Source organism: Phenylobacterium koreense (assembly GCF_040545335.1).
Taxonomy (GTDB): Bacteria; Pseudomonadota; Alphaproteobacteria; order Caulobacterales; family Caulobacteraceae; genus Phenylobacterium; species Phenylobacterium koreense.
Genome location: NZ_JBEPLU010000001.1, coordinates 483,617 through 504,840, shown reverse-complemented (window position 1 = coordinate 504,840; position 21,224 = coordinate 483,617). Strand labels below are relative to the sequence as shown.

Annotated in this window: 29 protein-coding genes; 14 read left to right on the top strand and 15 right to left on the bottom strand. The window is 68.5% G+C overall.

The features are described from left to right. Positions 1-97: 97 nt before the first annotated feature. Positions 98-844, bottom strand: a complete 747-nt coding sequence (locus tag ABID41_RS02500; protein WP_331929927.1) for a DsbA family protein — start codon at positions 842-844, stop codon at positions 98-100. A gap of 169 nt (positions 845-1,013) precedes the next feature. Between ABID41_RS02500 and ABID41_RS02495 the strand changes: the two genes are divergently transcribed. The 3 genes from ABID41_RS02495 (at position 1,014) to ABID41_RS02485 (ending at position 3,650) form a co-directional block, all read left to right on the top strand. After that, complete coding sequence (locus ABID41_RS02495; protein ID WP_331929925.1) at positions 1,014-1,646, top strand: CAP domain-containing protein; 633 nt, start codon at positions 1,014-1,016, stop codon at positions 1,644-1,646. Positions 1,647-1,916: 270 nt separating this feature from the next. Then, on the top strand, positions 1,917-2,693 hold the full coding sequence (locus ABID41_RS02490; protein WP_354297130.1) for a PEPxxWA-CTERM sorting domain-containing protein: 777 nt from the start codon (positions 1,917-1,919) through the stop codon (positions 2,691-2,693). Positions 2,694-2,999: 306 nt separating this feature from the next. Then, a complete protein-coding gene (locus ABID41_RS02485) occupies positions 3,000-3,650 on the top strand; it encodes a PEPxxWA-CTERM sorting domain-containing protein (protein WP_331930116.1) in 651 nt (216 codons plus the stop codon). A 58-nt stretch (positions 3,651-3,708) separates the two neighbouring features. Here the strand turns inward: ABID41_RS02485 and ABID41_RS02480 are convergent, their stop codons facing one another. Then, positions 3,709-4,299, bottom strand: coding sequence for a CAP domain-containing protein (locus tag ABID41_RS02480; RefSeq protein ID WP_331930118.1), 591 nt, complete (start codon positions 4,297-4,299; stop codon positions 3,709-3,711). 191 nt (positions 4,300-4,490) lie between these two features. Here ABID41_RS02480 and ABID41_RS02475 point away from each other — a divergent pair, with 191 nt between their 5' ends. Further along, a complete protein-coding gene (locus ABID41_RS02475; RefSeq protein ID WP_331930120.1) occupies positions 4,491-4,955 on the top strand; it encodes a surface-adhesin E family protein in 465 nt (154 codons plus the stop codon). A gap of 6 nt (positions 4,956-4,961) precedes the next feature. Here ABID41_RS02475 and ABID41_RS02470 read toward each other — a convergent pair whose 3' ends face one another. Next, positions 4,962-5,393 (bottom strand): hypothetical protein, encoded by a 432-nt coding sequence (locus ABID41_RS02470; RefSeq protein ID WP_331930122.1) that lies wholly within the window; start codon positions 5,391-5,393, stop codon positions 4,962-4,964. A gap of 207 nt (positions 5,394-5,600) precedes the next feature. Between ABID41_RS02470 and ABID41_RS02465 the strand changes: the two genes are divergently transcribed. Next, the gene (locus ABID41_RS02465) at positions 5,601-6,014 is read left to right on the top strand and encodes a hypothetical protein (RefSeq protein ID WP_331930124.1); all 414 of its coding nucleotides are present in this window, start codon (positions 5,601-5,603) and stop codon (positions 6,012-6,014) included. A 6-nt stretch (positions 6,015-6,020) separates the two neighbouring features. Here ABID41_RS02465 and ABID41_RS02460 read toward each other — a convergent pair whose 3' ends face one another. Both ABID41_RS02460 and ABID41_RS02455 read right to left on the bottom strand, forming a co-directional pair. Continuing rightward, positions 6,021-6,947 (bottom strand): LysR substrate-binding domain-containing protein, encoded by a 927-nt coding sequence (locus ABID41_RS02460; protein WP_331930126.1) that lies wholly within the window; start codon positions 6,945-6,947, stop codon positions 6,021-6,023. Positions 6,948-7,243: 296 nt separating this feature from the next. After that, positions 7,244-7,942 carry an alpha/beta fold hydrolase gene (locus tag ABID41_RS02455; protein ID WP_354297129.1) on the bottom strand — a complete coding sequence of 233 codons (699 nt, stop codon included), beginning with the start codon at positions 7,940-7,942 and terminating at the stop codon, positions 7,244-7,246. A gap of 110 nt (positions 7,943-8,052) precedes the next feature. Between ABID41_RS02455 and ABID41_RS02450 the strand changes: the two genes are divergently transcribed. Then, positions 8,053-8,448, top strand: a complete 396-nt coding sequence (locus ABID41_RS02450) for a hypothetical protein (RefSeq protein WP_331930540.1) — start codon at positions 8,053-8,055, stop codon at positions 8,446-8,448. A gap of 16 nt (positions 8,449-8,464) precedes the next feature. Here ABID41_RS02450 and ABID41_RS02445 read toward each other — a convergent pair whose 3' ends face one another. Then, entirely contained in the window at positions 8,465-8,722 is a 258-nt protein-coding gene (locus tag ABID41_RS02445) for a DUF3297 family protein (protein ID WP_331930542.1), read from the bottom strand. 173 nt (positions 8,723-8,895) lie between these two features. On the opposite strand from ABID41_RS02445, the gene ABID41_RS02440 reads away from it, so the two are divergent. After that, positions 8,896-9,498 carry a PEPxxWA-CTERM sorting domain-containing protein gene (locus ABID41_RS02440; protein ID WP_331930544.1) on the top strand — a complete coding sequence of 201 codons (603 nt, stop codon included), beginning with the start codon at positions 8,896-8,898 and terminating at the stop codon, positions 9,496-9,498. Between the two features lie 42 nt (positions 9,499-9,540). Here ABID41_RS02440 and arsB read toward each other — a convergent pair whose 3' ends face one another. From arsB to ABID41_RS02415, 5 genes are all read right to left on the bottom strand, one after another. Then, on the bottom strand, positions 9,541-10,575 hold the full coding sequence (gene arsB / locus ABID41_RS02435) for an ACR3 family arsenite efflux transporter (protein ID WP_331930548.1): 1,035 nt from the start codon (positions 10,573-10,575) through the stop codon (positions 9,541-9,543). A 20-nt stretch (positions 10,576-10,595) separates the two neighbouring features. Continuing rightward, positions 10,596-11,114, bottom strand: coding sequence for an arsenate reductase ArsC (locus ABID41_RS02430; protein WP_331930546.1), 519 nt, complete (start codon positions 11,112-11,114; stop codon positions 10,596-10,598). Positions 11,115-11,124: 10 nt separating this feature from the next. Further along, positions 11,125-11,478 (bottom strand): ArsR/SmtB family transcription factor, encoded by a 354-nt coding sequence (locus ABID41_RS02425; RefSeq protein WP_331930550.1) that lies wholly within the window; start codon positions 11,476-11,478, stop codon positions 11,125-11,127. Continuing rightward, on the bottom strand, positions 11,478-11,936 hold the full coding sequence (locus ABID41_RS02420; RefSeq protein ID WP_354297128.1) for an ArsI/CadI family heavy metal resistance metalloenzyme: 459 nt from the start codon (positions 11,934-11,936) through the stop codon (positions 11,478-11,480). The genes ABID41_RS02425 and ABID41_RS02420 overlap by 1 nt, the downstream gene beginning before the upstream one ends. Positions 11,937-12,029: 93 nt before the next feature. Next, positions 12,030-12,821: an AraC family transcriptional regulator gene (locus tag ABID41_RS02415; RefSeq protein WP_331933032.1), complete on the bottom strand. Its 792-nt coding sequence runs from the start codon at positions 12,819-12,821 to the stop codon at positions 12,030-12,032. Between the two features lie 102 nt (positions 12,822-12,923). Here ABID41_RS02415 and ABID41_RS02410 point away from each other — a divergent pair, with 102 nt between their 5' ends. From ABID41_RS02410 to ABID41_RS02395, 4 genes are all read left to right on the top strand, one after another. Further along, positions 12,924-14,240 (top strand): tetratricopeptide repeat protein, encoded by a 1,317-nt coding sequence (locus tag ABID41_RS02410; protein ID WP_354297127.1) that lies wholly within the window; start codon positions 12,924-12,926, stop codon positions 14,238-14,240. A gap of 102 nt (positions 14,241-14,342) precedes the next feature. After that, positions 14,343-14,726, top strand: coding sequence for a hypothetical protein (locus ABID41_RS02405; RefSeq protein ID WP_331932744.1), 384 nt, complete (start codon positions 14,343-14,345; stop codon positions 14,724-14,726). A 23-nt stretch (positions 14,727-14,749) separates the two neighbouring features. Beyond that, positions 14,750-15,655 carry an aminoglycoside phosphotransferase family protein gene (locus ABID41_RS02400; protein ID WP_331932745.1) on the top strand — a complete coding sequence of 302 codons (906 nt, stop codon included), beginning with the start codon at positions 14,750-14,752 and terminating at the stop codon, positions 15,653-15,655. 41 nt (positions 15,656-15,696) lie between these two features. Continuing rightward, positions 15,697-16,593 carry a DMT family transporter gene (locus ABID41_RS02395; protein ID WP_354297126.1) on the top strand — a complete coding sequence of 299 codons (897 nt, stop codon included), beginning with the start codon at positions 15,697-15,699 and terminating at the stop codon, positions 16,591-16,593. Here the strand turns inward: ABID41_RS02395 and ABID41_RS02390 are convergent. Beyond that, positions 16,590-17,966, bottom strand: coding sequence for an aminotransferase-like domain-containing protein (locus ABID41_RS02390; protein ID WP_354297125.1), 1,377 nt, complete (start codon positions 17,964-17,966; stop codon positions 16,590-16,592). The genes ABID41_RS02395 and ABID41_RS02390 overlap by 4 nt on opposite strands. Positions 17,967-18,041: 75 nt before the next feature. Here ABID41_RS02390 and ABID41_RS02385 point away from each other — a divergent pair, with 75 nt between their 5' ends. Continuing rightward, positions 18,042-18,467, top strand: coding sequence for a DUF983 domain-containing protein (locus ABID41_RS02385; RefSeq protein ID WP_331932347.1), 426 nt, complete (start codon positions 18,042-18,044; stop codon positions 18,465-18,467). A gap of 243 nt (positions 18,468-18,710) precedes the next feature. On the opposite strand, the gene ABID41_RS02380 is transcribed toward ABID41_RS02385, so the two are convergent. Together ABID41_RS02380 and ABID41_RS02375 are read right to left on the bottom strand one after the other, a co-directional pair. Beyond that, on the bottom strand, positions 18,711-19,076 hold the full coding sequence (locus ABID41_RS02380; protein ID WP_331932348.1) for an EthD domain-containing protein: 366 nt from the start codon (positions 19,074-19,076) through the stop codon (positions 18,711-18,713). After that, on the bottom strand, positions 19,073-19,795 hold the full coding sequence (locus tag ABID41_RS02375) for a dienelactone hydrolase family protein (RefSeq protein ID WP_331932349.1): 723 nt from the start codon (positions 19,793-19,795) through the stop codon (positions 19,073-19,075). The genes ABID41_RS02380 and ABID41_RS02375 overlap by 4 nt, the downstream gene beginning before the upstream one ends. Positions 19,796-19,933: 138 nt before the next feature. Between ABID41_RS02375 and ABID41_RS02370 the strand changes: the two genes are divergently transcribed. Both ABID41_RS02370 and ABID41_RS02365 read left to right on the top strand, forming a co-directional pair. Then, complete coding sequence (locus ABID41_RS02370; RefSeq protein ID WP_331932350.1) at positions 19,934-20,293, top strand: nuclear transport factor 2 family protein; 360 nt, start codon at positions 19,934-19,936, stop codon at positions 20,291-20,293. Positions 20,294-20,351: 58 nt separating this feature from the next. After that, positions 20,352-20,561: a dodecin gene (locus ABID41_RS02365; RefSeq protein WP_331932351.1), complete on the top strand. Its 210-nt coding sequence runs from the start codon at positions 20,352-20,354 to the stop codon at positions 20,559-20,561. On the opposite strand, the gene ABID41_RS02360 is transcribed toward ABID41_RS02365, so the two are convergent. Then, positions 20,548-21,201, bottom strand: a complete 654-nt coding sequence (locus ABID41_RS02360; RefSeq protein WP_331932352.1) for a DsbA family protein — start codon at positions 21,199-21,201, stop codon at positions 20,548-20,550. The genes ABID41_RS02365 and ABID41_RS02360 overlap by 14 nt on opposite strands. Positions 21,202-21,224: the final 23 nt, after the last annotated feature.

Genomic DNA, 21,224 nt, shown 5'->3' with positions numbered 1-21,224 from the left:
GGGCTGGATGACGTCATCCAGCCCGTTGAAAAAGGCTCTACTTTCTTAATGTTGGAGCGCGTTCAGGGCGAAGCCGCACGCTTTCGCCCAACGCGCTCTAATGGGTGCCGAACGGCGCGGGCGAGGTCAGCGGCGCGCCGACGCTGCTGTAGTGACTGCTCAGCGTGCGGGTCATGGCGCTCGACAGCCGCTCCATGTCCGCGCCGGCGATCATCTGGTCGCCGACCACGAAGGTCGGCGTTCCGGTGATGTTGATGCCGGCCGCCAGGGCGCGGGCGTCGCGAATCTGCTGATCGACCGTGGGATCGCTGGCCGCCCGCCTGGCCGCGACCGGATCGACGCCGACGCTGCGCAGGGCCTGGTCGATCCGATCCTGGTTCAGGTCGCGCGAGCTCATCAGCGCCTGGTACACCTGCAGCCCCTTGGCCTTGGCCTGCGGGGTGAGCGACATCCGCGCGGCCCAGTCGGAGGTGCTGCCGAGCAGCGGGTAGGGCTTGAAGACGACCCGGATGTCAGGTCTTTCCCGGATGAGCTTCAGTATTTGTGGCGCAGCCGCGCGCGAGTAAGGACAACGATAGTCGAAGAACTGCACGACTGTGATATTGCCGCCGGGATTGGCGACGAAATCCCTGGGATCATGCTCAAGCTGTTCCTGATGACGCGCGATAGTCTCGGGAACCTCCCGCGCCTTTTTTTCTTTTAGCTTGATCGCCGCTTCCCGAATGACCTCGGGGTGGTCGAGCAGATAGGCGCGCAGCCGGTGCTCGAATGTCGTGTCGGCGACCTGGTCGCAGCCGGCCAGCAGCACGGCGCCAATCAACAAGGAGAGGAAGCGGGGAGTCATAGTTTCAAAATCGTCGCCGAATGGGCCCAGGTCGCGCCCTAATACTTTCCGAGAATTATGTAATGATGGTTAATGCGAGAGTAACCAAGGAAATAAACCATCAAGTTTAAAGACGTATATACGGCGTCGCGGCAAGGTGGGCTCGTCCGATGTAGGGTGAGTAGCCAAGTTGAACCTGCGTTCTATACATGCGTGGCTCTGTGCTCCGGCCTTCGCGCTCGCGATGGGCGGGGCGGCGTTTGGCGGGCCGATGGAAGATGCGGTGCTGGCGGAAGTCAACTTCGCTCGCGCCTATCCCCAGGAATACGCCCGCCGGCTGCTGAGCGAGCCGGTCACCGCCTGGGAGCGGGCCCTGGAGGCCGGCGGCCAGCCCTATGATCATGAGGCCTTCCTCGAGGCCGTCGACCAGTTGCAGCGCCAGGAACCCCTCCCGCCGCTGAAGGCCGACGACGTGCTCGCCGGCGCCGCCTTCGAACATGTGGCGCTGCAGGGACCGGCCGGACTTGTCGGCCACAGCGGCGTCAACGGCGAGCGCTTCTATAACCGGCTGCGCCGCCATGGCGCCGCGGAAGCCATCGCCGCCGAAAACATCGCCTATGGGCCGGCGACCCCCGCCGACGTGGTGCGCGAGCTCATCATCGACAGCGGCGTGCCGAGTCGCGGACACCGGCGGAACATCTTCCACGCCAGCTTCGAGGTCGTGGGCATAGGCTGCGGCGGCCATCGGGATTACTCGACCATGTGCGTCATGGATTTCAGCGGCGCCCCCAGCCTCTCGCGGACCCGCCAGGCCGAAGAATAGCCGATTTTTCGTCCAGCTTGACTGGCGGCTCGACGGTTGGCGCCGAATTTGCAATTCATTACCCACTCGACCGCAGTTTGTGCTGTATGGTCGTTAACGTCGGGTGGGGTTGTGTACTAACGCCGCTGCGCGCGCGGAGCTGGGCTAGCCTGGCTCCAGGCCTTCTCGTAGGCGCGCTGGCTTGTGCTCGAATCCAGCCTGGATTGGCTGTGGGTGAAGACGTTGGCGCATTCTCGATCTCTGTTGTTGGGCGCGGCCCTTGCGACCGTGATGGCGGGTTCGGCCGCCGCCGAAGACTGCTTCCCCAAGGTGATGGCCGCCAGCATGAGGCCCGCGCCGCCACCCAGGATTGCGCAGCCTCAGCGTAAGGCGAGCCCGCCCAAGGTGCGCAAGCCCGTGAAGCATCATGTGCGCGGTCCGGTTGCGCCGAAGAAGCGCGTCGCCGCGGTCGCCAAGCCGAAGCCGGTGCAAAAGCTGCTGGATGAATCCTCGTACGAAATGCGGACCGGCCTTGGTGCGCCGCCGCGTTCGGTGGAGTGCGACACCAAGCCCTCGATCCAGACCGCCCTGCCTCCCGAGGCCAAGCCCGCCGTGCAGCGGCTGCTGGATGAAGTGGCCGGGCCGGAGACCCCGGTCGAGGCCCCGCCGGTGACCCTGGCCAGCGCCGAAGCGCCCGCCGGCGGCTTCCCGATCGGCTTCCCCCTCGGTGGCGGCCCTGGCGGCTTCGTCAGTGGCGGCGGCGGTGGTGGCGGTGGCGGAAATCCCGGAAATCCGGAAAATCCGCCGCCTCCGACCGAGCCGCCGGTCACGCCGCCTCCGGTCGAGCCCCCTCCGGTGACTCCGCCGCCTGTCCCGCCGCCTCCCGTCCTGCCGCCGCCGACGCCCCCGCCTCCTGTCGAGCCGCCGCCGGTCACGCCGCCTGTCACGCCGCCGCCGACCAGCGCGGTGCCGGAGCCGGCGACCTGGGCCATGATGATCATCGGCTTCTTTGGGTTGGGATCTGCGGTGCGTTCGCAGCGCCGTCGGGGTGTCCTCCGCGGCGCCTGACGCCCACGCGGCGCGTGGCGTTCATCCCGGGTGAATCCCTGGAGTACGCAGCTTAAAGCGGGGCGTCCTGCCATGTGGGGCGCCCTGTGCCCGTTTTGGGACATCGTTGATATTTCAATAACGGCGGTCGATATCGGCGTCGCCCAAACATCGTTCGCCGAGACGGGTGAACGCTCCTGCCTGCGGCTCCCCGTTGGCGCCCTTCGTGAACTGGCCCTTGCGGCAACGAAACGGGGTTGTCCCGTTTTGAGACGCAACTGGGCGCGCGTACTGGCGCCGAGCGTTCAATAGGTAGGGGTAAGCTTTATGAAGATCGCATTGAAGGCGGCCGCTTTCGCCGCCGTGGCCGCGCTCGCCGCCACCGCTGGCGGTTCGGCTCAAGCCGCTGTTAACGTGACTTTCACTTCGACCGACGCGGGCCTGCCCGCCGGTCAGCAGATGGTCTGGGATTTCGATGGTGTCGAGGGGGCCGGCTACGGCGTCAGCTTCACCGCCGGTTCCGGTCCTCGCGCCGTCGCCGCCGGTTCGTCTTCGGACGCCGCTCCGCCTCCGGGCGCCACCGGCTTCTATGCTGCGGTTCTCGGTGGCGGCGAAATGCTGCTGACCACCCCCGGCATCGCCGCCCTCAGCTTCTTCATGGGCTCGCCGGATAACTACAACTCGATCCGCTTCAACTACTCGGACGGCAGCTTCGACACCCTCACCGGTATCGAGCTGGCCGCTGGCGCCTTCAACGGCGACCAGTCGATCGGCCGCCGGATGACCTATCAGTTCGAAAAGTCGGTCACCTCGGTGCTGTTCTCCTCGTCGCAGAACTCCTTCGAGTTCGACAACATCGCGACGCTGTCGTCGGCGGTGCCGGAACCGGCCACCTGGGCGATGCTGATCGCTGGCTTCGGCCTCGCCGGCTCGGCCATCCGCAGCCGTCGCCAGAAGGCCGCGCTCGCGCTCGCCTGATCGAGGTCAGAAGACTCTCGATAGCGCCGCCGACAGCCGTCGGCGGCGTTTTTCGTTCTCACCGTTCGACGATCGCGCCGGCGAAGTCGATTACGCACATGGCGCCATAGGCCGGATGGGGGCCGCAGGCCACGCCCGCCGCCTGCCAGCTCCGCCCGAAGATCGTCTTGCGGTGGCCCCGGCCGGGCACGCGACTGTCGATGATCAGTTGCAGCACGACGTCCCGCGGCGTGCGATAGCCGTAGGAGATGTTCTCGCCCGACAGCCCGGCGAAGACTCCCTGGCGCTGCAGGCGCGCCGACAGCGCCACCGGCCCGTGCCCTTCTCCCCGCCGCGCCTGCGATCGCACATGGGCCGCGGCGGCGGCCGTCAGGCCTTGGTGCGTGCGGAGCTCGGGCAGGGGAGCCTGGCCCATCAGGAAGTCGATCGCTTCCTCCACCACCTGCGGATCCTCGTCAGGAAGCGTGCGGAAGGCGCTGCGCCCGGTGTCCAGCGCCTGCGCCAGTTCCTCGGCGTATCGCTGCGGTTGGGCGCGAGCGTAGTTGAGCTCGGCCAGGACGTCGGCCTCCAGGCGATCGGCCCGCGCGGCGCAGGGCGCGGCCACGATGGAGGCAAGCAATAGGGCAGGCAAAAGGGAGGCGCGCGGCATCAGCGTCCGTCTTCGAAGATAGGTCCCTCGATCCAAGCTGTAGCGAGCGTCGCCGTCCCGGCGCCCTGCGACAAAACGCGCACCCATTGGCGCCGATCGTGAACTTTCCGAGCCGCTGGAAAGTTAACTGTCCCGGCCGTGTACGGCGCAGGCGCCGTCACGAGGGACCACGCTCGCTCGGAGGGCTGTGGATGCTGTTCAGAATCGCCGCCGGGGCTCTCGGAGCCTTCGCCCTGGGCGCATCATGCGCCCACGCCGCGCCGTTCGATGCGGTGAGCTTCAAGAAGGGCCAGAGCGCCCTCGTCTACGATGTCGGCAGTGTGAGCCGGGACGGGGTCGATGCGCGCGCCTGGATCTATCTGATCGTCGCCCATCCGATGGACGGCGCGACCATGGTCGCCACCTATCGCGAGTTCGGCTGCGGTATGGGGCGCACCCGCGACCTCGCCCGCCGGTTCGTCTCGGCCGATGGCCGCACCCTGCGGGCAGTCGAGACGCCCGACCCGTGGCAGGAGGTAAATCCCGGGGACGAGCGTTTCGACCTGCTGCAGCAGGTCTGCGCCGGCAAGCCTACCCGCGTCTCCGGCCAGAAGATGTCGGTGTTCGACTTCCAGGCCGTCGTCCGCGACGCCTTGGCCGCCGGCGCGAAGGAATAGCCGCTATCAGCAGGGATAGCTGCGCTGCACGGTCACGCGGCGGCCGATATAGGGGTCATAGACCCGGTCCCGGGTGACGCACATCCGCGGCGGTCCATAACTGTAGCCATAGGCATAGGCCGGGCGGCCGTAGTAGGAACGGCCATAATATCCACGGTCATAGCCGCTGCGGCCGTAGTAGCCGTTGTTGTAGTACCCGTTGTAATAGCCGTTGTTGTAGTAGCCGTTGTCGTAGTAGCGGCGGTCCTTGTTCGAACCGGCGATGGCCGCGCCTAGCGCAAGGCCCAATACGCCGCCGACCACAGCGGCTGCGGCCGCATCGTTGTTGTCGCGATGATGCCGGTAACGGTAAGGCTGAGCTTCAGCGCTCGTCGCCACGGCGGCGAGCGAACCTGCTGCGACCACTCCGGCCATCGCGCTGATCAGCAACTTCTTCATACTAACCTCCTTCCGACCGGGGCCGGGATTCCAGGATCCGCGGACGGTCGGCTACAGGCGGCACTGTCTCAAAATGGAGCTGAATGCAGGCTGAATGGCGCCGTCAGGGGGGAAAAGTAAGCTCGTGTCATGCCCGCGCCATCTTCCCGGTCTTTAGCGTTGGTCAGGCGTCCTGCTTTCTTGGGACGAGGCCTGTTGGAGTAAAGTGTGACCAGACTACCCATGGCGATCCTCGCGGTGGCCGCTCTTGGACTGACCGCCTGCGGCGAGGGCGCGAGCCAGAAGGCTCAAGGGGGCGACAAGTACGCCGGGCTCGACACTGCGATCCGCACCTGGCACGGCGAGATCAAGGCCGGCGACGACCAGTGCAAGGGCAAGGCGGAGGGCGAGCAGTGCCGCGCCTTCGAAGTGGCCTGCAAGGGCGAGCGCGAAGTCGCGCCTGCGGAAGCCGCCAAGGGCATGGAGGCCAAGGTGGCGGTCGCCATGGGCTGGGAAGGCTGGGACGCGGCCCGTTCCGAATACCGCCCGGCGACCGCGGTCGCGGAGTTCCAGAAGGTCAGCGGCGAGTGGAGACGCCTGCCCACCGGCCCGGTGAACCTCTCGACCTGCGTCGCGTCCTGACGCCTGCTACGCCTCGCGTGGTGGATAGGCCCGGATCATCGGGTCGTCCGCTATGCAGGCCAAAAGCCAGTCCCGAAACGCCCTGATCTTGGGCGCCCGCCGGCGGTCGGATGGGTAGGCGAGCCAATAGCCCGACCCATAGTGCGCATAGACCGGCGACGGCATCACCAGCCGTCCTGACCTCAGTTCGCTGGAAAACAGGATCGGATTGGCCAGCGCCAGGCCCTGGCCGCCCAACGCCGAGGCGATCTCCAGGGTCTGGGTGTCTCCCGCCAGGCGCGGCGCGGCGGCCGCACCGTCGGAGGGGCCGACCCCGGCCGCGGCGAACCATACCGCCCACTCCTGTGGCGCGCCGATGCGCGGCGCGTCGACCAGGTCCTCGGCGCGCGCCAGGCCGCCCAGGCTCTCCAGCAGTTCGGGCGTGCACAGCGGCGTCTGGACGGTCGGGAACAGATAGTGCGCCGCAAGCCCCGGCCACTGGCCGCCGCCGCTGCGGATCGCCACGTCGACGTTCTCCCGCGCCAGATCGATCAGCGCGTTCGAGGTGTCCAGTCGGACCGCGATCTTCGGATGCGAGATCTGGAAGCCCCCGATCCGCGGCGCCAGCCACTGGTTGGCGACCGTGTGCATGGTGGTGATCGCCAGAACGCCCTCGCCGGTCTCGCTCAGGTCCGAGAGGGCGCTGCGCAGCGCCGTCATCGCCTCGCTGGCCGCCCGGGCCAGCCGTTCGCCGGCTGGCGTCAGCGTCACCTCCCGCGGCCTGCGCAGGAACAGCGGCTGGTCGAGCCGCCGCTCCAGCGCCTTCACCTGCCAGCTCACCGCCGCCTGGGTGATTCCAAGCTCCTCCGCCGCCCGGGTGAAGCTGCCCAGCCGGGCGGCGGCCTCGAATACGCGGATCGCGCTGAGGGGTATGGAAGCGAGGATGTCTGCCATAAGTCTTCCTAATGCATATAGCAGGAGCACGCGTTTGTCATCGACCGGCGTTCGCCCGATCTTCCGCCCCAAGACAGCGATTTCTTGAGGTGACGCCATGGAAGAACTGCACAGGTTGCATAAGGAAGTTCCCTTCGGTTGGGTCCTCTGGCTGCAGCAAATGATGGCGCGCCGAGCCCATCGCGAGCCCGCTCCGTCCCGAAAGCCCGCCCGCCAGGCTCGCCTGCGGCTAGGCTAGAAGCGGGAGTGTCCAGTATCCCTCCTCTTCATGGGGAGGGAGAAGTCATCCCGGGCTTCTAATCCAGCAGCCAGTCCCGCAGCACCGCTGTCGTTTCCTGCGGCGCTTCCATCGGCGGAAGATGGCCGCAGCGTTCGAACACGTGCAGCCGCGATCCGGCGACGCCCTCGTGGATCTCGCGCGCTTCCGCGAGCGGGGTCAGCCGGTCGTCGTCTCCCACCGCCACCAGGGTCGGAATCCGAATATTCGCCAGCAGCGGCCGCGAATCCGGCCGCCCCAGTATGGCCGTCAGCTGCCGCAGGAAGGCCTCGGCCCCTACGCGCCCGGCCATTTCCATGACCTCGCGCCCGATCTCGCCGCCGACGTGGTCCGGATGGATCAGTTGCGGCAGCATGCGGTCGGTCACGCCAAGGAAGCGTCCGAACTTCATCGCCTTCATCGCCGCCCGGCGCTCGGCGGCGCGGCTCGGGCTGTCGGGCGCGGCGCTGGTCGCCATCAGCGCTGCCCGCGTCACGCGGTCGGGCGCCTGGCGCAGGATCTCGAACGCCACGTAGCCGCCCATCGACAGCGCCGCCAGGGCGAAGCGCTCGGGCGCCTGGGCGAGCACCCGGGCGGCCATCGCCTCGACGCTCTCGTCGAGCGTGAGGTCCGCCACCAGGCCCTCGGCCACGTCCCGCAATCCGGCGACCTGTTCCCGCCATAGCCGGTCGTCGCACAGCAGACCGGGGAGCAGGACCAGGGGAGGGGGTTCACTCATCGAAATGCCCGTTCTCGGCGATCAATGCTTCGGTCATCATCTGGCCGTTGTGATAACCCAAGCCGTGCGCGCCAGTCCCGCCGCAAGACCAGAATCGCTGAGAGGCCCGAATGTATTTCACCCGCCGCCACATTCAGATCCTCGGCGTGCTCGCCATCCTCATCAGCGTCGGCGCCTGGGCGATGGATCTGACCGGTGTGGTCTATGTCTGCCCCTACTGCCGGATGCAGCGGTCGGTCATCGGCCTCCTGGGCCTCGGCATGCTCAGCCCCGTCAGCCTGGGCTGGACGGGGCGCTATCTGGCGACCGTGATCGGGTTCCTTGGCGCGGTGGTCGCCGCCACGCAGCACTTCAACGGCTGGAAGAAGATCAGCGCCGGCAAGTTCGCCTTCAACGAGGCGATCTATATCGACCCGTTCCTGCTCTCCGGCTGCGCGCTGTTCATCATCGTCGGCCAGGTGATGCTCTACTACGCCAACCCCGACGCTCGCCGCCTGCGGTTCTGAGGGCCGGGGCGGGGCGCTATTCCTTGATGTCCTGGAAGTAGGGCTCGACCGTGCCCTGCAGCTTGACCGTCATGGCGTTGCCCTTGCGGTCGACGGTCTTGCCGACGCTGAGCCGCACCCAGCCCTCGCTGACGCAGTATTCGTCGACATTGGTCTTCTCGACGCCCTTGAAACGGACGCCGACGCCGCGCTCCAGCGCTTCGGCGTCGTAATGGGGGCTGCTCGGATTGACGGACAGCCGATCGGGCGGCGTGGTGGGGCGCGTGTCGCTCATCCGCTCGCATTAGCCTCCCGCGTCGCCGTTGCCAACCGCGGCGCCTGAAGCCGCTCATTCTCAGGCTCGTTCCGCGACTTGTGATTTGGCCCGTGGCCCGGTCACATAGTTAACGTAACGTTGTTATTTCGCGTGCGTCCAAACCGTCGGGGGGACCGATAGGGAGGACTGCCATGAAGAAGCTGCTGTTGGCCACATGCGCCGCGTTCGCCGTCTCCTCGGGCGCCAGCGCCGCGATCATACCGGTGCTCGACACCGTCACCCCCGTTGGGCCGGATTTTGAGTTCTCGTACAGCGGCACGCTTGCAGGCGACCAGGGCCTTGTCCCCGGATCGCAACTGATCATCTACGACTTCGCGGGCTATGTGGACGGCAGCATAAGCTCGGGCATCTACGCTGCGGATCTCGCGGCGACGGTGGAGTTCACCTCCGCCTTGCTGCCGCCGCCGAGCGACACGGACGATCCGCTGGTCCCGAACCTGGTGTTCACCTGGACAGGCGCCCCGTTCAACGCCGCCGGCGGGCCGTTCGCCGACGTCTCGTTCGCGGGGCTGACCGCCCACTCGATCTACAGCGCGGTGCAGAAGGACGGCTTTTCCGCCAAGGCCGTGACGAACAACGGCGCGGCGACGGGCGACGAGGCCTTCAACATCGGACGTGTCGGCGTGCCGATGGCGTCGGTCGTGCCCGAGCCTGCCGCCTGGGCCTTGATGATCCTGGGATTCGGCGTCGCCGGAGCGAGCCTGCGCGCGCGCCGGCGCCTGGCGGTCGCCTGAGCAAGGGGCGCCCTCGTTCCGTGCGAGGGCGCCTCGACCGGTCTACCGGACGACGGAACCCCGCTCGTACCAGCCCTTTGTCCGGTTCACGATCGCGACGATCGAGAGCATCACCGGCACTTCGACCAGCACCCCGACCACGGTCGCGAGCGCCGCCCCGGAAGAGAACCCGAACAGGCTGATGGCGGCGGCCACCGCCAGTTCGAAGAAGTTGCTGGCCCCGATCAGGGCCGATGGGCCGGCCACGCAGTGCGCCTCGCCGGTCGCCCGGTTCAGCAGGTAGGCGAGGCCGGCGTTTAAGTAGACCTGGATCAGGATCGGAACCGCCAGCATCGCGATGATCGCCGGCTGGCCGAGGATCTGCTGCCCCTGGAAGCCGAACAGCAGGACCAGGGTCGCCAGCAGGGCCGTGAGCGATATCGGCCCGATCCGCGCCAGCGCCCGGCGAAGCGCGACCTCGCCGCCGCGCTTCAGCAACGCGGACCGGAATATCTGCGCTAGGATCACCGGCATGATGATGTAGAGGCCGACCGAGAGCATCAGCGTCTGCCAGGGGACGGAGATAGCCGACAGGCCCAGCAACAACCCGACGATCGGTGCGAAGGCCACGACCATGATCGTATCGTTCACGGCGACTTGGCTGAGGGTGAAGTGGGGCTCGCCCCTGGTCAGGTTGCTCCACACGAACACCATGGCCGTGCAGGGCGCGGCGGCCAGCAGGATCAGGCCGGCGATGTAGCTGTTGATCTCTCCCGCGGGCAGGTGCGGCCGAAAGAGATAGCCGATGAAGAACGCGGCGAGGGCGGCCATGGAGAAAGGCTTCACCGCCCAGTTGATGAACAGCGTCACCCCGATGCCGCGCCAATGGCGGCCGACCGCACGCATTGCGGTGAAGTCCACCTTCATCAGCATCGGGATGATCATCAGCCAGATCAGGATCGCGACCGGCAGATTGACCTTCGCGACCTCGGCGGCGCCGATGGCCTGGAAGACGTCCGGCAGCAGGCGTCCGAGCGCCAGCCCGACGACGATGCAGAGCGCCACCCAGACCGTAAGATAGCGCTCGAAGCGCGACATGGGCGCAGGGGATATCTCGGTCATCGGTTGGCCGCCGCCTCGCTTGCGGTTCGTCCGATGTCGGCCAGCCTCGTTTGCAGCGACATCGCGTCGATGGACGCAAGCGGCAGCGCCAGGAACAGGCGGATGCGGTTGCCGAGCTGCCGTGTGGCCTCGGCGAAGGCCGCGGCCTTCTCGGCGTCGGTCCCCTCGACGGCGGCGGGGTCCGGAATGCCCCAATGGGCTGTCATCGGCTTGCCCGGCCAGATGGGGCACACCTCGCCTGCGGCGTTGTCGCAAACGGTGAAGATGAAATCGAGCTCGGGCGCGTCCGGGGTGGCGAATTCGTCCCAGGACTTCGAGCGGAAGTCGGCTGGTTCGAACCCGAGCGCCTGGACGAGGGGAACAGCGTGCGGATTCACGCGGCCAGTCGGCATGGAGCCGGCCGAATACGCCTTGAAACGCCCGCCGCCCTGCTTGTTCAGGATGGCTTCCGCCAGGATGGATCGGGCGGAGTTGCCGGTGCAGAGGAAGAGAACGGTGTAGGTCTTCTTGGGCATGGTCTCGACTCTAGGCGCGGGCGCCTTCGGCCGCGCAGCGCTTGCTGACGACCGCCGCCAAGGGCGCGCAGATTTCGGGGGAGCCGCCGCAGCAGTCCTCCATCAGGAAGGCGAGCAGCTCACGCATCCGGTCGTAGCCGGCCGTGTAGATGATCGAGCGGCCGTCGCGACGTGAACTCACCAGACCCGCTGTCGAGAGTATGTTGAGGTTGGTCGAGAGCGTGTTGGGCTTGGACCCCGTCAGCCGCGCCAGTTCGCCGGCCGCCAGGCCCTCCGGCCCCGCCTTCACCAGCAGGCGGAACGCCTCGAGGCGCCCGGCGTGAGCCAGGGCGCTGAGGGCGTCGATAGCGAGAGGAGCCTCGATCACGAGCAGCACGCCGGCGTCGCCGGCGTCGTCGGGCCGCAGCAGGCGCCGGTCGCCGCCTCCAGGGCCGCCTGGGCGGGGTCTTCGCCGTAGGTCGTCGCTTCGCCGAAGGTGAAGAACGTCTCCCAGCGCAGTCCCGAAGGATCGCTCACCCAGCTCTTGTCGGACTTGGCGTAGCAGCAGGTCGTCGCTTCCTCGTCGAAGGTCTGGGCTCCGGCCGCCTTCAACCGACCTGACAGCTCGCCCAACTCGGCGGTCGAATCGACCTGGATGCCGACGTGGTCGAGGCCCGGCGTCCGGTCGCGGGCGGAGATCGCGAAATTCACTTTCGGATCCTCGAGCATCCACTTGGCGTAGTCGTCTTTCACCACGCTCGGGGCGGCGCCGAAGAGCGTCTCGTAGAATTGGATGGACTGGTGAAGGTCGGGCACGGTGACGTGCAGGTGAAGGCGCTTCATGGTTTCCTCGCCGCGCAATTCGATTTTCTTTCTATATTTCGAGAAATATAGAATCGTCAAGCGCGATCACCGCGGGCGCGCCGCGCTGTAAGGCTAGGCTCGGCTGGTCCGTCGCAAATACGCTTGCGGGGCGTCTCCCATTTCGGTTCGGAAGGCGTGGATGAACGCCGAAGGCGATCCATAGCCGAGGTCCAGGGCCGTCCGGGTGACATCCAGGCCCCCGCCGAGCATCTCGATGGCCTTGAACAGGCGCATGCGCCGGCGCCACGACCGCAGGCTGACGCCGACCTCGGCTTCGAACCGCCGGCTCAGGGTCCTTGGCGACATCCCCAGTTCCCGCCCCCAGTCGCCAGCAGACCGGGTGTCGGCGGGATCGTCATAGAGGGCCTCGCAGAGTCGGCCCAGGGCGCCGCCCTTAGGCCAGGGGAGGGCTGCCGCGATCGGTTCGGCCCGGCGAAGCTGGTCCAGGATCAACCGGGTTACGCGGCCCGAATATCCGGCGTCCAGGTCCTCTGCGCTGAGGCTGGCGGCCTCGATGATCAGCGCCCGCAGCAGTGGCGAGACCCGGATCACGGTCGGACTGCCGGGCAGGGGCCGCGCAACTTCCGACGCGATCCAGAGGCTTCTGAACTCGGCGCCATGGAGTGAACCGACGCGATGGGGCACGCCGGGCGGCAACCACACCGCCTGCTCCGGCGAAATCACGAACGAGGCGCCCTCGATAGCGACCGTCAGAACGCCAGATGTGGCGTAGACCATCTGCGCCCAGCCGTGGGCATGTTCGGGAAAATGGCTGCGGGCAGGCAGGCTCTGCACGCGGACCGTTGTCGGCGCGGGGGGCGGTGCGTCCGGCGGGGCCTGCACCGAGGTCCAGCGCGCGGTCATATAGGCTGGCCGATAATCGACATAATCTGTCCTGTAGTCGAAATACGGCCATGAACGAAACCAGTAGGGTCGCCGTCGAAGAGAACACCGAGGGGCCGCGCCGTGAACGTGGACAAATACGATCTGCCGCTTTCCACCACGTCTGGCCGCGCGGCCGCGCTGTATCGCGAAGGCGTAGACCTGATGCTCTCGGCCTGGCCGGGGGCGGCCGAGCGCCTGAGCGCCGCGATCGACGCCGACCCGGAGTTCGCCCTGGCCCACGCCGCTCGCGCTCGGCTGTACGCGGGTCACGGCCGTTCCGCCGAGGCGCGGAAGGAGATCAAAGCCGCTAGGGGCCTTGCCGCGCGCCGTGGCGACGAGCGCGAGCAAAGCCATGTCGATGTCCTGGCCCTCGCCATCGGCGGACGCTCGCCCGAGGCGCTGGACCGCGCGCTCGAGCACGCCGGGCTGTGGCCTCAGGACGTCTTGATCCTGTCGCTGCCGCTGGGGGCGTTCGGTCTCTTCGCCTTCTCTGGCATGGCCGACCACGACCAGGCGCGGGTCGATCTGTGCGAGCGCCACGCGGACCGGTTCGCGTCGGACGACTGGTGGTTCCTGGCCTCCCGCGGCTGGGCGCTGGCCGAAAACGGCGAAGTGGCCCGTGGCCGCGCAATGCTGGAGAGGTCGTTTGAGCTGCGCCGGGAGAACGCCAACGGCGTCCACGCCCTGGTCCACGCGATGTTCGAGGGCGGCGCCGGCGCCGATTCCGACGCCCTGATAGAAGGCTGGCTGCCCAGCTACGACCGCAGCGGCCTGTTGCATGGCCACATCGCTTGGCATGCCGCAATCACCGCCCTGGACCGGGGCGACGTGGCGAACGCCCTCGCCATCTATGAGGACAAGGTGCGGCCCTCCGTCTCTCTGGGCCTGCCCATCAATGTGGTCAGCGACGGGGCTTCCCTGCTCTGGCGGCTGGACGCTTACGGCCACGGCGCCCCGGCCGATCTCTGGCGGGAGCTCGCCGACTATGCCCGCGCGGCTTACCCGGAGGCGGGGCATCCCTTCGTCGACGCCCATATGAGCCTTGTCGAGGCGGCGACCGGCGATCGGGACGCCTTGGATAGACGCATCGCCGCCCTGGACGCCATGGTCGACGGGAATGCGCTGGCCGCCGGGCCGGTGGCGCCAGCCATCTGCCGCGCCGCGCTCGCCTTCGCCACCGAGGACTTCGCCGAGTGCGTCCGACTGCTCGGACCCGCCGCCGCGGACGTGGCGCGGATCGGGGGCAGCGGAGCACAGCGCGAGGTCATTGAGGATACGCTGCTCGTCGCCCTGATGCGCAGCGGCGAGACCGCCAGGGCGCGGACGCTGCTCGATCGGCGCCTCCACCGGCGCCCGTCCCCGCGGGACGAGCGCTGGCGCGTTCAACTCGCAGCTTGATCCCGGTAACCCCGTTCTCGTCGTCAACCGGCTCTTAAGCGCCGGCAAGCGAGACTGTGGGCGCTCCCGATCCATACGGGGGTGTTTCGACCGGAGGTCGGGATGTCGGTGACGCGGACGGCCAGCGTGCGGCGGACGAACGATCACTTCGAGCCGGAGACCGGGCTCGACCCTCAGGCCCAGCGGCGCCTGCGCGGCCACATCGAACAGATCGACTACACCGCCTACGCCTCCAACCGCGAGGTGATCGGCCAGGTGCTGGGCCATGCGGACGCCGCCAAGTTCCAGAAACTGGCCGTAGCTGCCGCCCTGGCCCGCGCCCAGTGGGCCGCCGAGGCCCTGGCGCTCACCCAGACGCCGCAGCCGCTGAACGCCGACCAGACCGACAAGCTGGCGCGGCTGCGCATGACCTACGAGGAACTGGCCGAGGCCTATGAGGGCCTGCGCCGCATGGTCGAGCGGGGCTATCTGAACTTTCCCGCCTGAAGCCGGCGCTCTAGGCTGACGCTATGGAAATTCCCGAACCCGTAAGGCTGCGGGCCACCGCGGCCGGGGAGGCGGGGCTCCGCTGGCTGGCCTCCCTGCCGGCCCTGGCCGATCGCCTGGCCGCGCGCTGGGAGCTTTCCCTCGGCAGCGTGCTCGGCGGCGGGACCGAGGCTTTGGTCCTTGAGGCATGGATGGCCGGCGGCCAGCCGGTCGTCCTCAAGCTTTCGCCTCCGGGCGCCGACCCGGCAGGGGACGAGCTGCGCACCCTGCTGGCCGCGCAGGGGCGGGGCTATGTCCTCGTCCACCGTCACGATGCCGCCGTGGGTGCGCTGCTGCTGGAGCGTCTAGGTGGCCAGCTCGTCCAGACCGGCTGGCCCCTGTCCGACCAGCTCGCCGCCCTCTGCGCCACCCTGCGCGAGGCCTGGACCGCGCCACCGCCCGAAGGGCTGACCAATGGCGCGGAGAAGGCCCGCGCCCTGGCGGAGTTCATCAGCGCCACCTGGAACGAGCTGGACCGTCCCTGTTCGGGCCGCGTCGTGGAGACGGCGCTCGGTTACGCCCGCCAGCGCGAGGCGGCCTTCGATCCTGCCCAGGCCCTGCTGGCCCACGGTGACGCCCACGGCTGGAACACCCTGCAGGCTGCGGATGGCCGGTTCAAGCTGGTCGATCCCGACGGCCTCCTTATCGAGCCGGCCTATGATCTCGGTATCCCCATGCGTGAGTGGACCACCGAACTGCTGGCCGGCGATCCGCTGGCGCTCGGGCGCGAGCGGGCTGAGCTGCTTTCGACCCTGACCGGCGTGCCGCCCGAGCCGATCTGGCAGTGGGGCTTCATCGAGCGCGTCTCCACGGCCCTCCTGTGCCAGAAGCTCGGCCTGGAAGGCGGGGCCCAGATGCTGGCGGTCGCCGAGGCCTGGGCCGCGCCTTAGCCGCCTATCCTCGCCCGGGCGAATAGGGCAAAGGGGCGGTCATGAGACGGCTCGCCTTTCTTGCGCTCACCCTGGCCGGGGTTTTCTGGGGACTCGGCTTCCCCCTGGGCAAGGTCGCCCTGCAGGAAACGCAGGCCGCGCACGTCGTCCTGCTCCGCTTCCTGGTCGCGGCCTTGGCCGCCGCGCCCTTCGCCCTGCGCCGCCCGGAGGTCCGCGCGCTCTTTCGGTCGCCGCCGGTGATCGCCGCCGGCGTCCTCTACGGCGTCGCCTTCCTCGTGCAGTTCGAGGGCCTGGCGCGGGTCAGCGTCACCCTGGCCGCGCTGCTGGTCGGCGTCATGCCGGCGCTGATCGCCATCTCAGCGCGTTTCCTCGGCGAGAAGGTCACCGCCGCCTCCTGGGCGGGCGTCGCCGCGGCCACGGCCGGCGCGGCGCTGATCGCCGGCAAGCCCGAGGGCGCAGGCTCGCCCCTGGGCGTCGCCCTCTCGCTGGCGGCCCTGCTGATCTTCCTGGCTTGGCTGTTGGTCCTGCGCCGCGCGCCGGATTCGCCGACCCCCCTCGGCGTCACCGCGGTCAGCATCGTGATCGCCGCCGTCACCATCCTGCCCCTGGCCTTCGTCATGCACGGCGCGCCGAGACTGGACCTCAGCCCCGCCGCCTGGGCCGGGGTGATCGGGCAGGGCGTGCTCTCGACCTTGCTGGCCACCGCCGCCTGGCAGTTCGGCTCCAGCCGCGTCGGCGCCGCCAGCGCCGGGGTGTTCATCAATATCGAGCCCCTGATGGGCGCGGCGCTCGGGGTGGCCTTCTTCGGCGACCATCTGACCTGGGCCCTGGCCCTGGGCGGCCTTCTGATCATCGCCGGCAGCTTCGCCGTCGTGCTGGGCGAACGCCACGCCGAGCCCGGCGACCTGGACGCCGCCCCGCCGCCGACGCCCGCCTAGACCACCAGCCGGCCGACGCCAGCCGGGTCGCTGTCGAGGATCGCCGCCACGCTGCGCAGCGCCTGCGCCAGCACCGTCTGCCGGGCCGGCCCGCCCAGCGAGATGCGCAGGCCGCCGCCCGCCTGCGGCCCTACGGCGAAGGCCTCGGCCGTCACCAGCGAAAGCCCCCGGGTCTGGGCCGTCTGCCGCAGCCGCTCGCCCGGCCAGTGCGCCGGCAGGTCCAGCCAGAGGTGCACGCCCCCCGGGCCGCCCTTGGCGTGCGGCAGGATCTCGCGCGCCAGGGCCTGTCGCTCGGCGCTTTCGGTCCGCACGCCCTCCAGGATGCGCTCGGCCGTCCCTTCGCGGATCCAGGCGGTCAGGACGCCTGCGCTCAGGGGCGAGACCATCAGCGCCGTCGCCCTTAAGGCCTCGGCGAAGCGCTGGGCCGCCGCATCCGGCGCGACCACGAAGGCGATGCGCAGGCCTGGCGAAAGCGTCTTGGCGGTGGTCGCGACATGCCAGACGAGATCGGGCGCGAGACTCGCCAGCGCCGGCTGCGGCGTCGGCGGCAGTCGGCCATAGGCGTCGTCCTCGATGATCGGCGTCGCGGTCTTGCGGGCCGCAGCGATGACCGCCTCGCGCCGCGCGAGGCTCATGGTCCGCGTCGTCGGGTTGTGCAGGGTCGGGATCAGATAGATCGCCTTTGGCGCGTGCTCGGCGCACAGCGCCTCCAGCGCCTCCGGCGTCACGCCGTCCTCGTCGACCGGGCAGGGGATCAGCCGCAAGCCCAGATGCGCCGCCGTGGCCCGCACGCCGGGATAGGTCAGCGGCTCCACGATCACGCAGTCGCCGGGCCCTGCCAGCAGTCCAAGGATCGTGGTCAGCGCCGCCTGCGCCCCGGGTGCGACCAGCAGGCGCTCGGCCGCCACCGGCCCCAGGCAAGGCGCCAGCCAGGAAAGCCCCGCGGTCCTCTGGGCCAGCGACCCGCCGGGCGGGTGATAGGCCATCAGTGTCTGGGCGTCGGTGCGCTCCAGGATCGCCTGGCTGGTCTCCTTCAGCAGCCGCCCGAGCGAAAGCCCCTTCGGCGGCGGCGGCAGGTTCATGGAGAGATCGACCATCCCGACCTCGTCGTCGGAGGTGCGGCCGGTGACGAAGGTGCCGCGGCCCACCGCGCCGGCGATCAGCCCCTGCGCCGTGGCCGCCGCATAGGCGCGGGTGACAGTCGTCAGGTCGATGCCCAGTTCCGCGGCGATCGCCCGCTGGGTCGGAAGCTGCTCGCCCGGTTGCAGTTCACCCTCGGCGATCGCCTGCTCGAGCGCGTGCAGGATCGAGAGATAGATCGGCCCGCCACGCTCCACGCGCCGCAGCCAGCTTGCCCTTGATTTCGGAGACATGGCTTGCCAATCCCTCTACGTGTCCATACATTAAATGCAGATTGTATGACTATCAACTCAGATTGTATGGCTCCCATGTCGGACAATATCTACAATCCTCCTCCGCCGATCGTCTCTGGCCTGCGTTGCCGCTGTCCGCGCTGCGGGGAAGGGCGGCTGTTCAGCGGCTTCCTGACCGTCGCTGAGCGCTGCGACGTCTGCGGCCTCGACTACAGCTTCGCCGACCCGGCCGACGGCCCCGCCTTCTTCGTGATGAGCGGCGTCGGCATCGTGGTGATCGCGGTCTTCACCTGGGTCGAGATCGCCTTCCACCCGCCGATCTGGGTGCACGCGGTGACCGTCTTCCCGGCCCTGATCATCGGCTGTCTCGGGACCCTGCGGCCGGTCAAGGCCTGGCTGGTCGCCTCGCAGTACTTCCACAAGGCCGAGGAGGCCAAGTGGAGCAGCCTCGGCGGCCATGGCGAAGGCGGTTTCGGCCTGCGCCCGAAGGCGCGCGACTGAACCGCGTAGATCCTCGTCGCTCCACTTCAGGTAGGGCGTCCTCGGCGCCACGCTCGCGGTATTTCGTGGTGGTACGCGGTCGCTGCGGACAACTGCGACAAGAATGTTGATTGGAAGGACTCGCCACGTCCGTCATAAAGGCGCCATGGTTTCTGACCTGGCGCCCGGATGGCGACAAGGTCCGCCTGTTGGGGACAGGCCAAAGAAGGGGCGCTGCCGATCTTCGTCGGCAGCGCCCCTTTCTTATTGGAAAATCACGTGCTCCTCGCCCCACCAGAGCGGCGAGCGGGCCAGGTCGATGAAGCGCTTCTCGTCCTCCAGCAGCAGGGCTCCGGCCGCCCGCGCCGCCTCGCTGTCGGCGCCGGCCATGTCTTCGAAGCTGTCCCACCAGAGCTGAGCCACCCCGTCGAACCCTTCCGGCCCGCCGCGAACAGCCTGGAGTTGGGCGGAAATCTCGGCCGGCAAGCTGTGCAACTGCACATAGCGTCGGATGCGCAGCGTCTCGCGCACGCTGGCCACCAGGGGGCCGTGGGTGTTGCGCCAGTAGTCCTGGAACTGCTCGCGGGTCAGGTGCGGCGCCCGCACGAGGGCGAAGGTCAGCTTGATCACGCCAGGACCTCGCCCAGGAAGCCGGCAAGGCCCGTCCATGCCCGATGGGCGACGCGCTCGTTATATTCCAGGCCCATTTCCGGCGCGTTCGCGCCCGGATTCATGAAGGCGTGCTTGGCGCCGCCGAAGGCGTGGATCTGCCAGTCCGCGCCGGCCTGGGTCAGTTCCTGGCCCAAGGCCACGACATCGGCCGGCGGGACCATCGGGTCGTCCCAGCCGTGAAAGGCCATGACCTTCGCCGCCATCGGCGAGGCTGTCGGCAGGCCGGGCGGGGTGAAGAGGCCATGAAAGCTCGCCACGCCCCGCAAGGGAGCGCCCGCCCGCGCCAGGTCCAGCACGCAAAGCCCGCCGAAGCAGAAGCCGATGGCGGCCAGCCGCCCCGCGTCCAACTCAGGCAGTTCGCCGACCACCTGCGCTACGTGCAGCAGCCGCTCGCGAAGCTCCGCCCGGTCCTGGAACAGCGGCGTCATCAGCGCCTCGCATTCCTGCGGGGTCGAGCCGCGCTTCCCCTTGCCGTAGAGGTCCACGCAGAACGCTCCATAGCCGAGCCCGGCAAGTCGATGGGCGAACGCTTCCTGCCCCTCCGAACGGCCCTCCCAGCCGTGGAAGACCAGCACGCCGGGCAGGGGAACCTTGGCGCCCTCCGGCAACACCAACGCTCCGTCCAGCGCCTCGCCGTTCCGGTGGTACTCGATCGTGCGCAGATGGCTGTTCATCATGGCAGGCTCCCTGGTTTGCGCAGACGCTAGGGCGCGCCTTCGCCGCTCGGCAAGGCTGCCGCGCCGTTACCTGCGGGGTAATCGCGACGCGTCCCCGCCCGGCGCATGGTCGGCTCATCCAAGACAAGGAGCCACGCCATGACCAACGCCGCCGAAATCGCCGAGATCTACATCGCCGCCTGGAACGAGACCGATCCTGCGGCCCGTCACAACATCATCGCCGACACCTGGACCGCCGACGCCGTCTATGTCGACCCGCTCGCAGCCGTCGAAGGTCACGAAGGTCTGGCGGCCCTGATCGGCGGCGTCCAGGAACGCTTCCCGGGCTTTCGCTTCGCCCTGATCGGCCAGCCTGACGGCCATGGGGAGCACGTCCGCTTCTCCTGGGGCCTCGGTCCCGAGGGCCAGCAGCCGCCGATCAAGGGAACCGACTATGTCCGCGTCGAGGACGGCCGCCTGAAAAGCGTCACCGGCTTCCTCGACCTGGTCCCGGCTTGAAGAGCAACCACCCTGCGCAAGCCTTCGTTGTCTCCCTTGATCAACAAGGGAGACAATCATGTCGGAGGACAACGTCTACAAGGTCGTCGAACTCGCCGGTTCGTCGGCGACCAGCGTGGAAGAGGCTATCCAGGCCGCCATCGCACGCGCCAACTCCACCTTGCGCAACATCCGCTGGTTCGAGGTCCAGCAACTCCGCGGGCATGTGGAGGACGGAAAGGTTGCTCACTACCAGGTGCTGCTGAAGGTCGGCTTCACCCTCGAATAGCCGGCTCCGGCTCGGTTCCCAGCCACTGGTGCAGCACCTGCAGCACCGGTGGCGCGGGGGCGAAGCCACGGGTCACCACGCCATAGGCCCCTTCCTCGTTCGGCCCGCCGACCAGGGTCGGAAAGCCGGTGACGCCGGCGCGCTGGGCGATGGCGTAGTCGTTCCAGGTCTCGTGCTTCAGGTCGTCGGTCTCGAAATCGGCCAGGAAGGCGTCGCGGTCGACGCCGAACTCGGCGGCCAGGTTGGCCAGCGTCTCGGCCTTCGTGATGTCCTGGTTCTGCGCGTAGAAGGCCTGCTGCAGCCGGCGCAGGTAATTCACCGCCTTCTCGCCGTCCTCTCGCCGCACCCGCACCACGGCCCGCGCGGCCGGGTCGGTGTCATAGAGGAAGCCCGGCCGGTCGAGCACGGCGTCGTCGAAGGGCAGGCCCGTCGCCTCGTGCACGTGCTCCCAGTGGATCTTCAGTTCGGTCTTGGCCTGCTCGGTCGTCGGCTTGTCGTTGCCGGGGCGCAGGCCGCCCATCACCACCTCGATCGGCAAGGCGCGGCCGAAGGTCTGCCGGATCTGCGCGATCACCGGCGAGAAGCCGTAGCACCACGAGCACATCGGATCGGCGAAATAGATAAGGCGTGGCGTCTGCATGGTGGGGTCCCGCGGCTGATGGG

Bases quoted from the DNA above. Each gene is read 5' to 3' on its own strand.
- arsB (WP_331930548.1), bottom strand. From the start codon at position 10,575: ATGTCGCGCTTCGAGCGCTATCTTACGGTCTGGGTGGCGCTCTGCATC.
- ABID41_RS02395 (WP_354297126.1), top strand. From the start codon at position 15,697: ATGAGACGGCTCGCCTTTCTTGCGCTCACCCTGGCCGGGGTTTTCTGG.
- ABID41_RS02360 (WP_331932352.1), bottom strand. From the start codon at position 21,201: ATGCAGACGCCACGCCTTATCTATTTCGCCGATCCGATGTGCTCGTGG.
- ABID41_RS02445 (WP_331930542.1), bottom strand. From the start codon at position 8,722: ATGAGCGACACGCGCCCCACCACGCCGCCCGATCGGCTGTCCGTCAAT.
- ABID41_RS02430 (WP_331930546.1), bottom strand. From the start codon at position 11,114: ATGCCCAAGAAGACCTACACCGTTCTCTTCCTCTGCACCGGCAACTCC.
- ABID41_RS02440 (WP_331930544.1), top strand. From the start codon at position 8,896: ATGAAGAAGCTGCTGTTGGCCACATGCGCCGCGTTCGCCGTCTCCTCG.
- ABID41_RS02400 (WP_331932745.1), top strand. From the start codon at position 14,750: ATGGAAATTCCCGAACCCGTAAGGCTGCGGGCCACCGCGGCCGGGGAG.
- ABID41_RS02405 (WP_331932744.1), top strand. From the start codon at position 14,343: ATGTCGGTGACGCGGACGGCCAGCGTGCGGCGGACGAACGATCACTTC.
- ABID41_RS02370 (WP_331932350.1), top strand. From the start codon at position 19,934: ATGACCAACGCCGCCGAAATCGCCGAGATCTACATCGCCGCCTGGAAC.
- ABID41_RS02375 (WP_331932349.1), bottom strand. From the start codon at position 19,795: ATGATGAACAGCCATCTGCGCACGATCGAGTACCACCGGAACGGCGAG.
- ABID41_RS02490 (WP_354297130.1), top strand. From the start codon at position 1,917: ATGGCGGGTTCGGCCGCCGCCGAAGACTGCTTCCCCAAGGTGATGGCC.
- ABID41_RS02485 (WP_331930116.1), top strand. From the start codon at position 3,000: ATGAAGATCGCATTGAAGGCGGCCGCTTTCGCCGCCGTGGCCGCGCTC.
- ABID41_RS02500 (WP_331929927.1), bottom strand. From the start codon at position 844: ATGACTCCCCGCTTCCTCTCCTTGTTGATTGGCGCCGTGCTGCTGGCC.
- ABID41_RS02365 (WP_331932351.1), top strand. From the start codon at position 20,352: ATGTCGGAGGACAACGTCTACAAGGTCGTCGAACTCGCCGGTTCGTCG.
- ABID41_RS02390 (WP_354297125.1), bottom strand. From the start codon at position 17,966: ATGTCTCCGAAATCAAGGGCAAGCTGGCTGCGGCGCGTGGAGCGTGGC.
- ABID41_RS02470 (WP_331930122.1), bottom strand. From the start codon at position 5,393: ATGAAGAAGTTGCTGATCAGCGCGATGGCCGGAGTGGTCGCAGCAGGT.
- ABID41_RS02455 (WP_354297129.1), bottom strand. From the start codon at position 7,942: ATGAGTGAACCCCCTCCCCTGGTCCTGCTCCCCGGTCTGCTGTGCGAC.
- ABID41_RS02450 (WP_331930540.1), top strand. From the start codon at position 8,053: ATGTATTTCACCCGCCGCCACATTCAGATCCTCGGCGTGCTCGCCATC.
- ABID41_RS02475 (WP_331930120.1), top strand. From the start codon at position 4,491: ATGCTGTTCAGAATCGCCGCCGGGGCTCTCGGAGCCTTCGCCCTGGGC.
- ABID41_RS02460 (WP_331930126.1), bottom strand. From the start codon at position 6,947: ATGGCAGACATCCTCGCTTCCATACCCCTCAGCGCGATCCGCGTATTC.
- ABID41_RS02385 (WP_331932347.1), top strand. From the start codon at position 18,042: ATGTCGGACAATATCTACAATCCTCCTCCGCCGATCGTCTCTGGCCTG.
- ABID41_RS02415 (WP_331933032.1), bottom strand. From the start codon at position 12,821: ATGACCGCGCGCTGGACCTCGGTGCAGGCCCCGCCGGACGCACCGCCC.
- ABID41_RS02480 (WP_331930118.1), bottom strand. From the start codon at position 4,299: ATGCCGCGCGCCTCCCTTTTGCCTGCCCTATTGCTTGCCTCCATCGTG.
- ABID41_RS02420 (WP_354297128.1), bottom strand. From the start codon at position 11,936: ATGAAGCGCCTTCACCTGCACGTCACCGTGCCCGACCTTCACCAGTCC.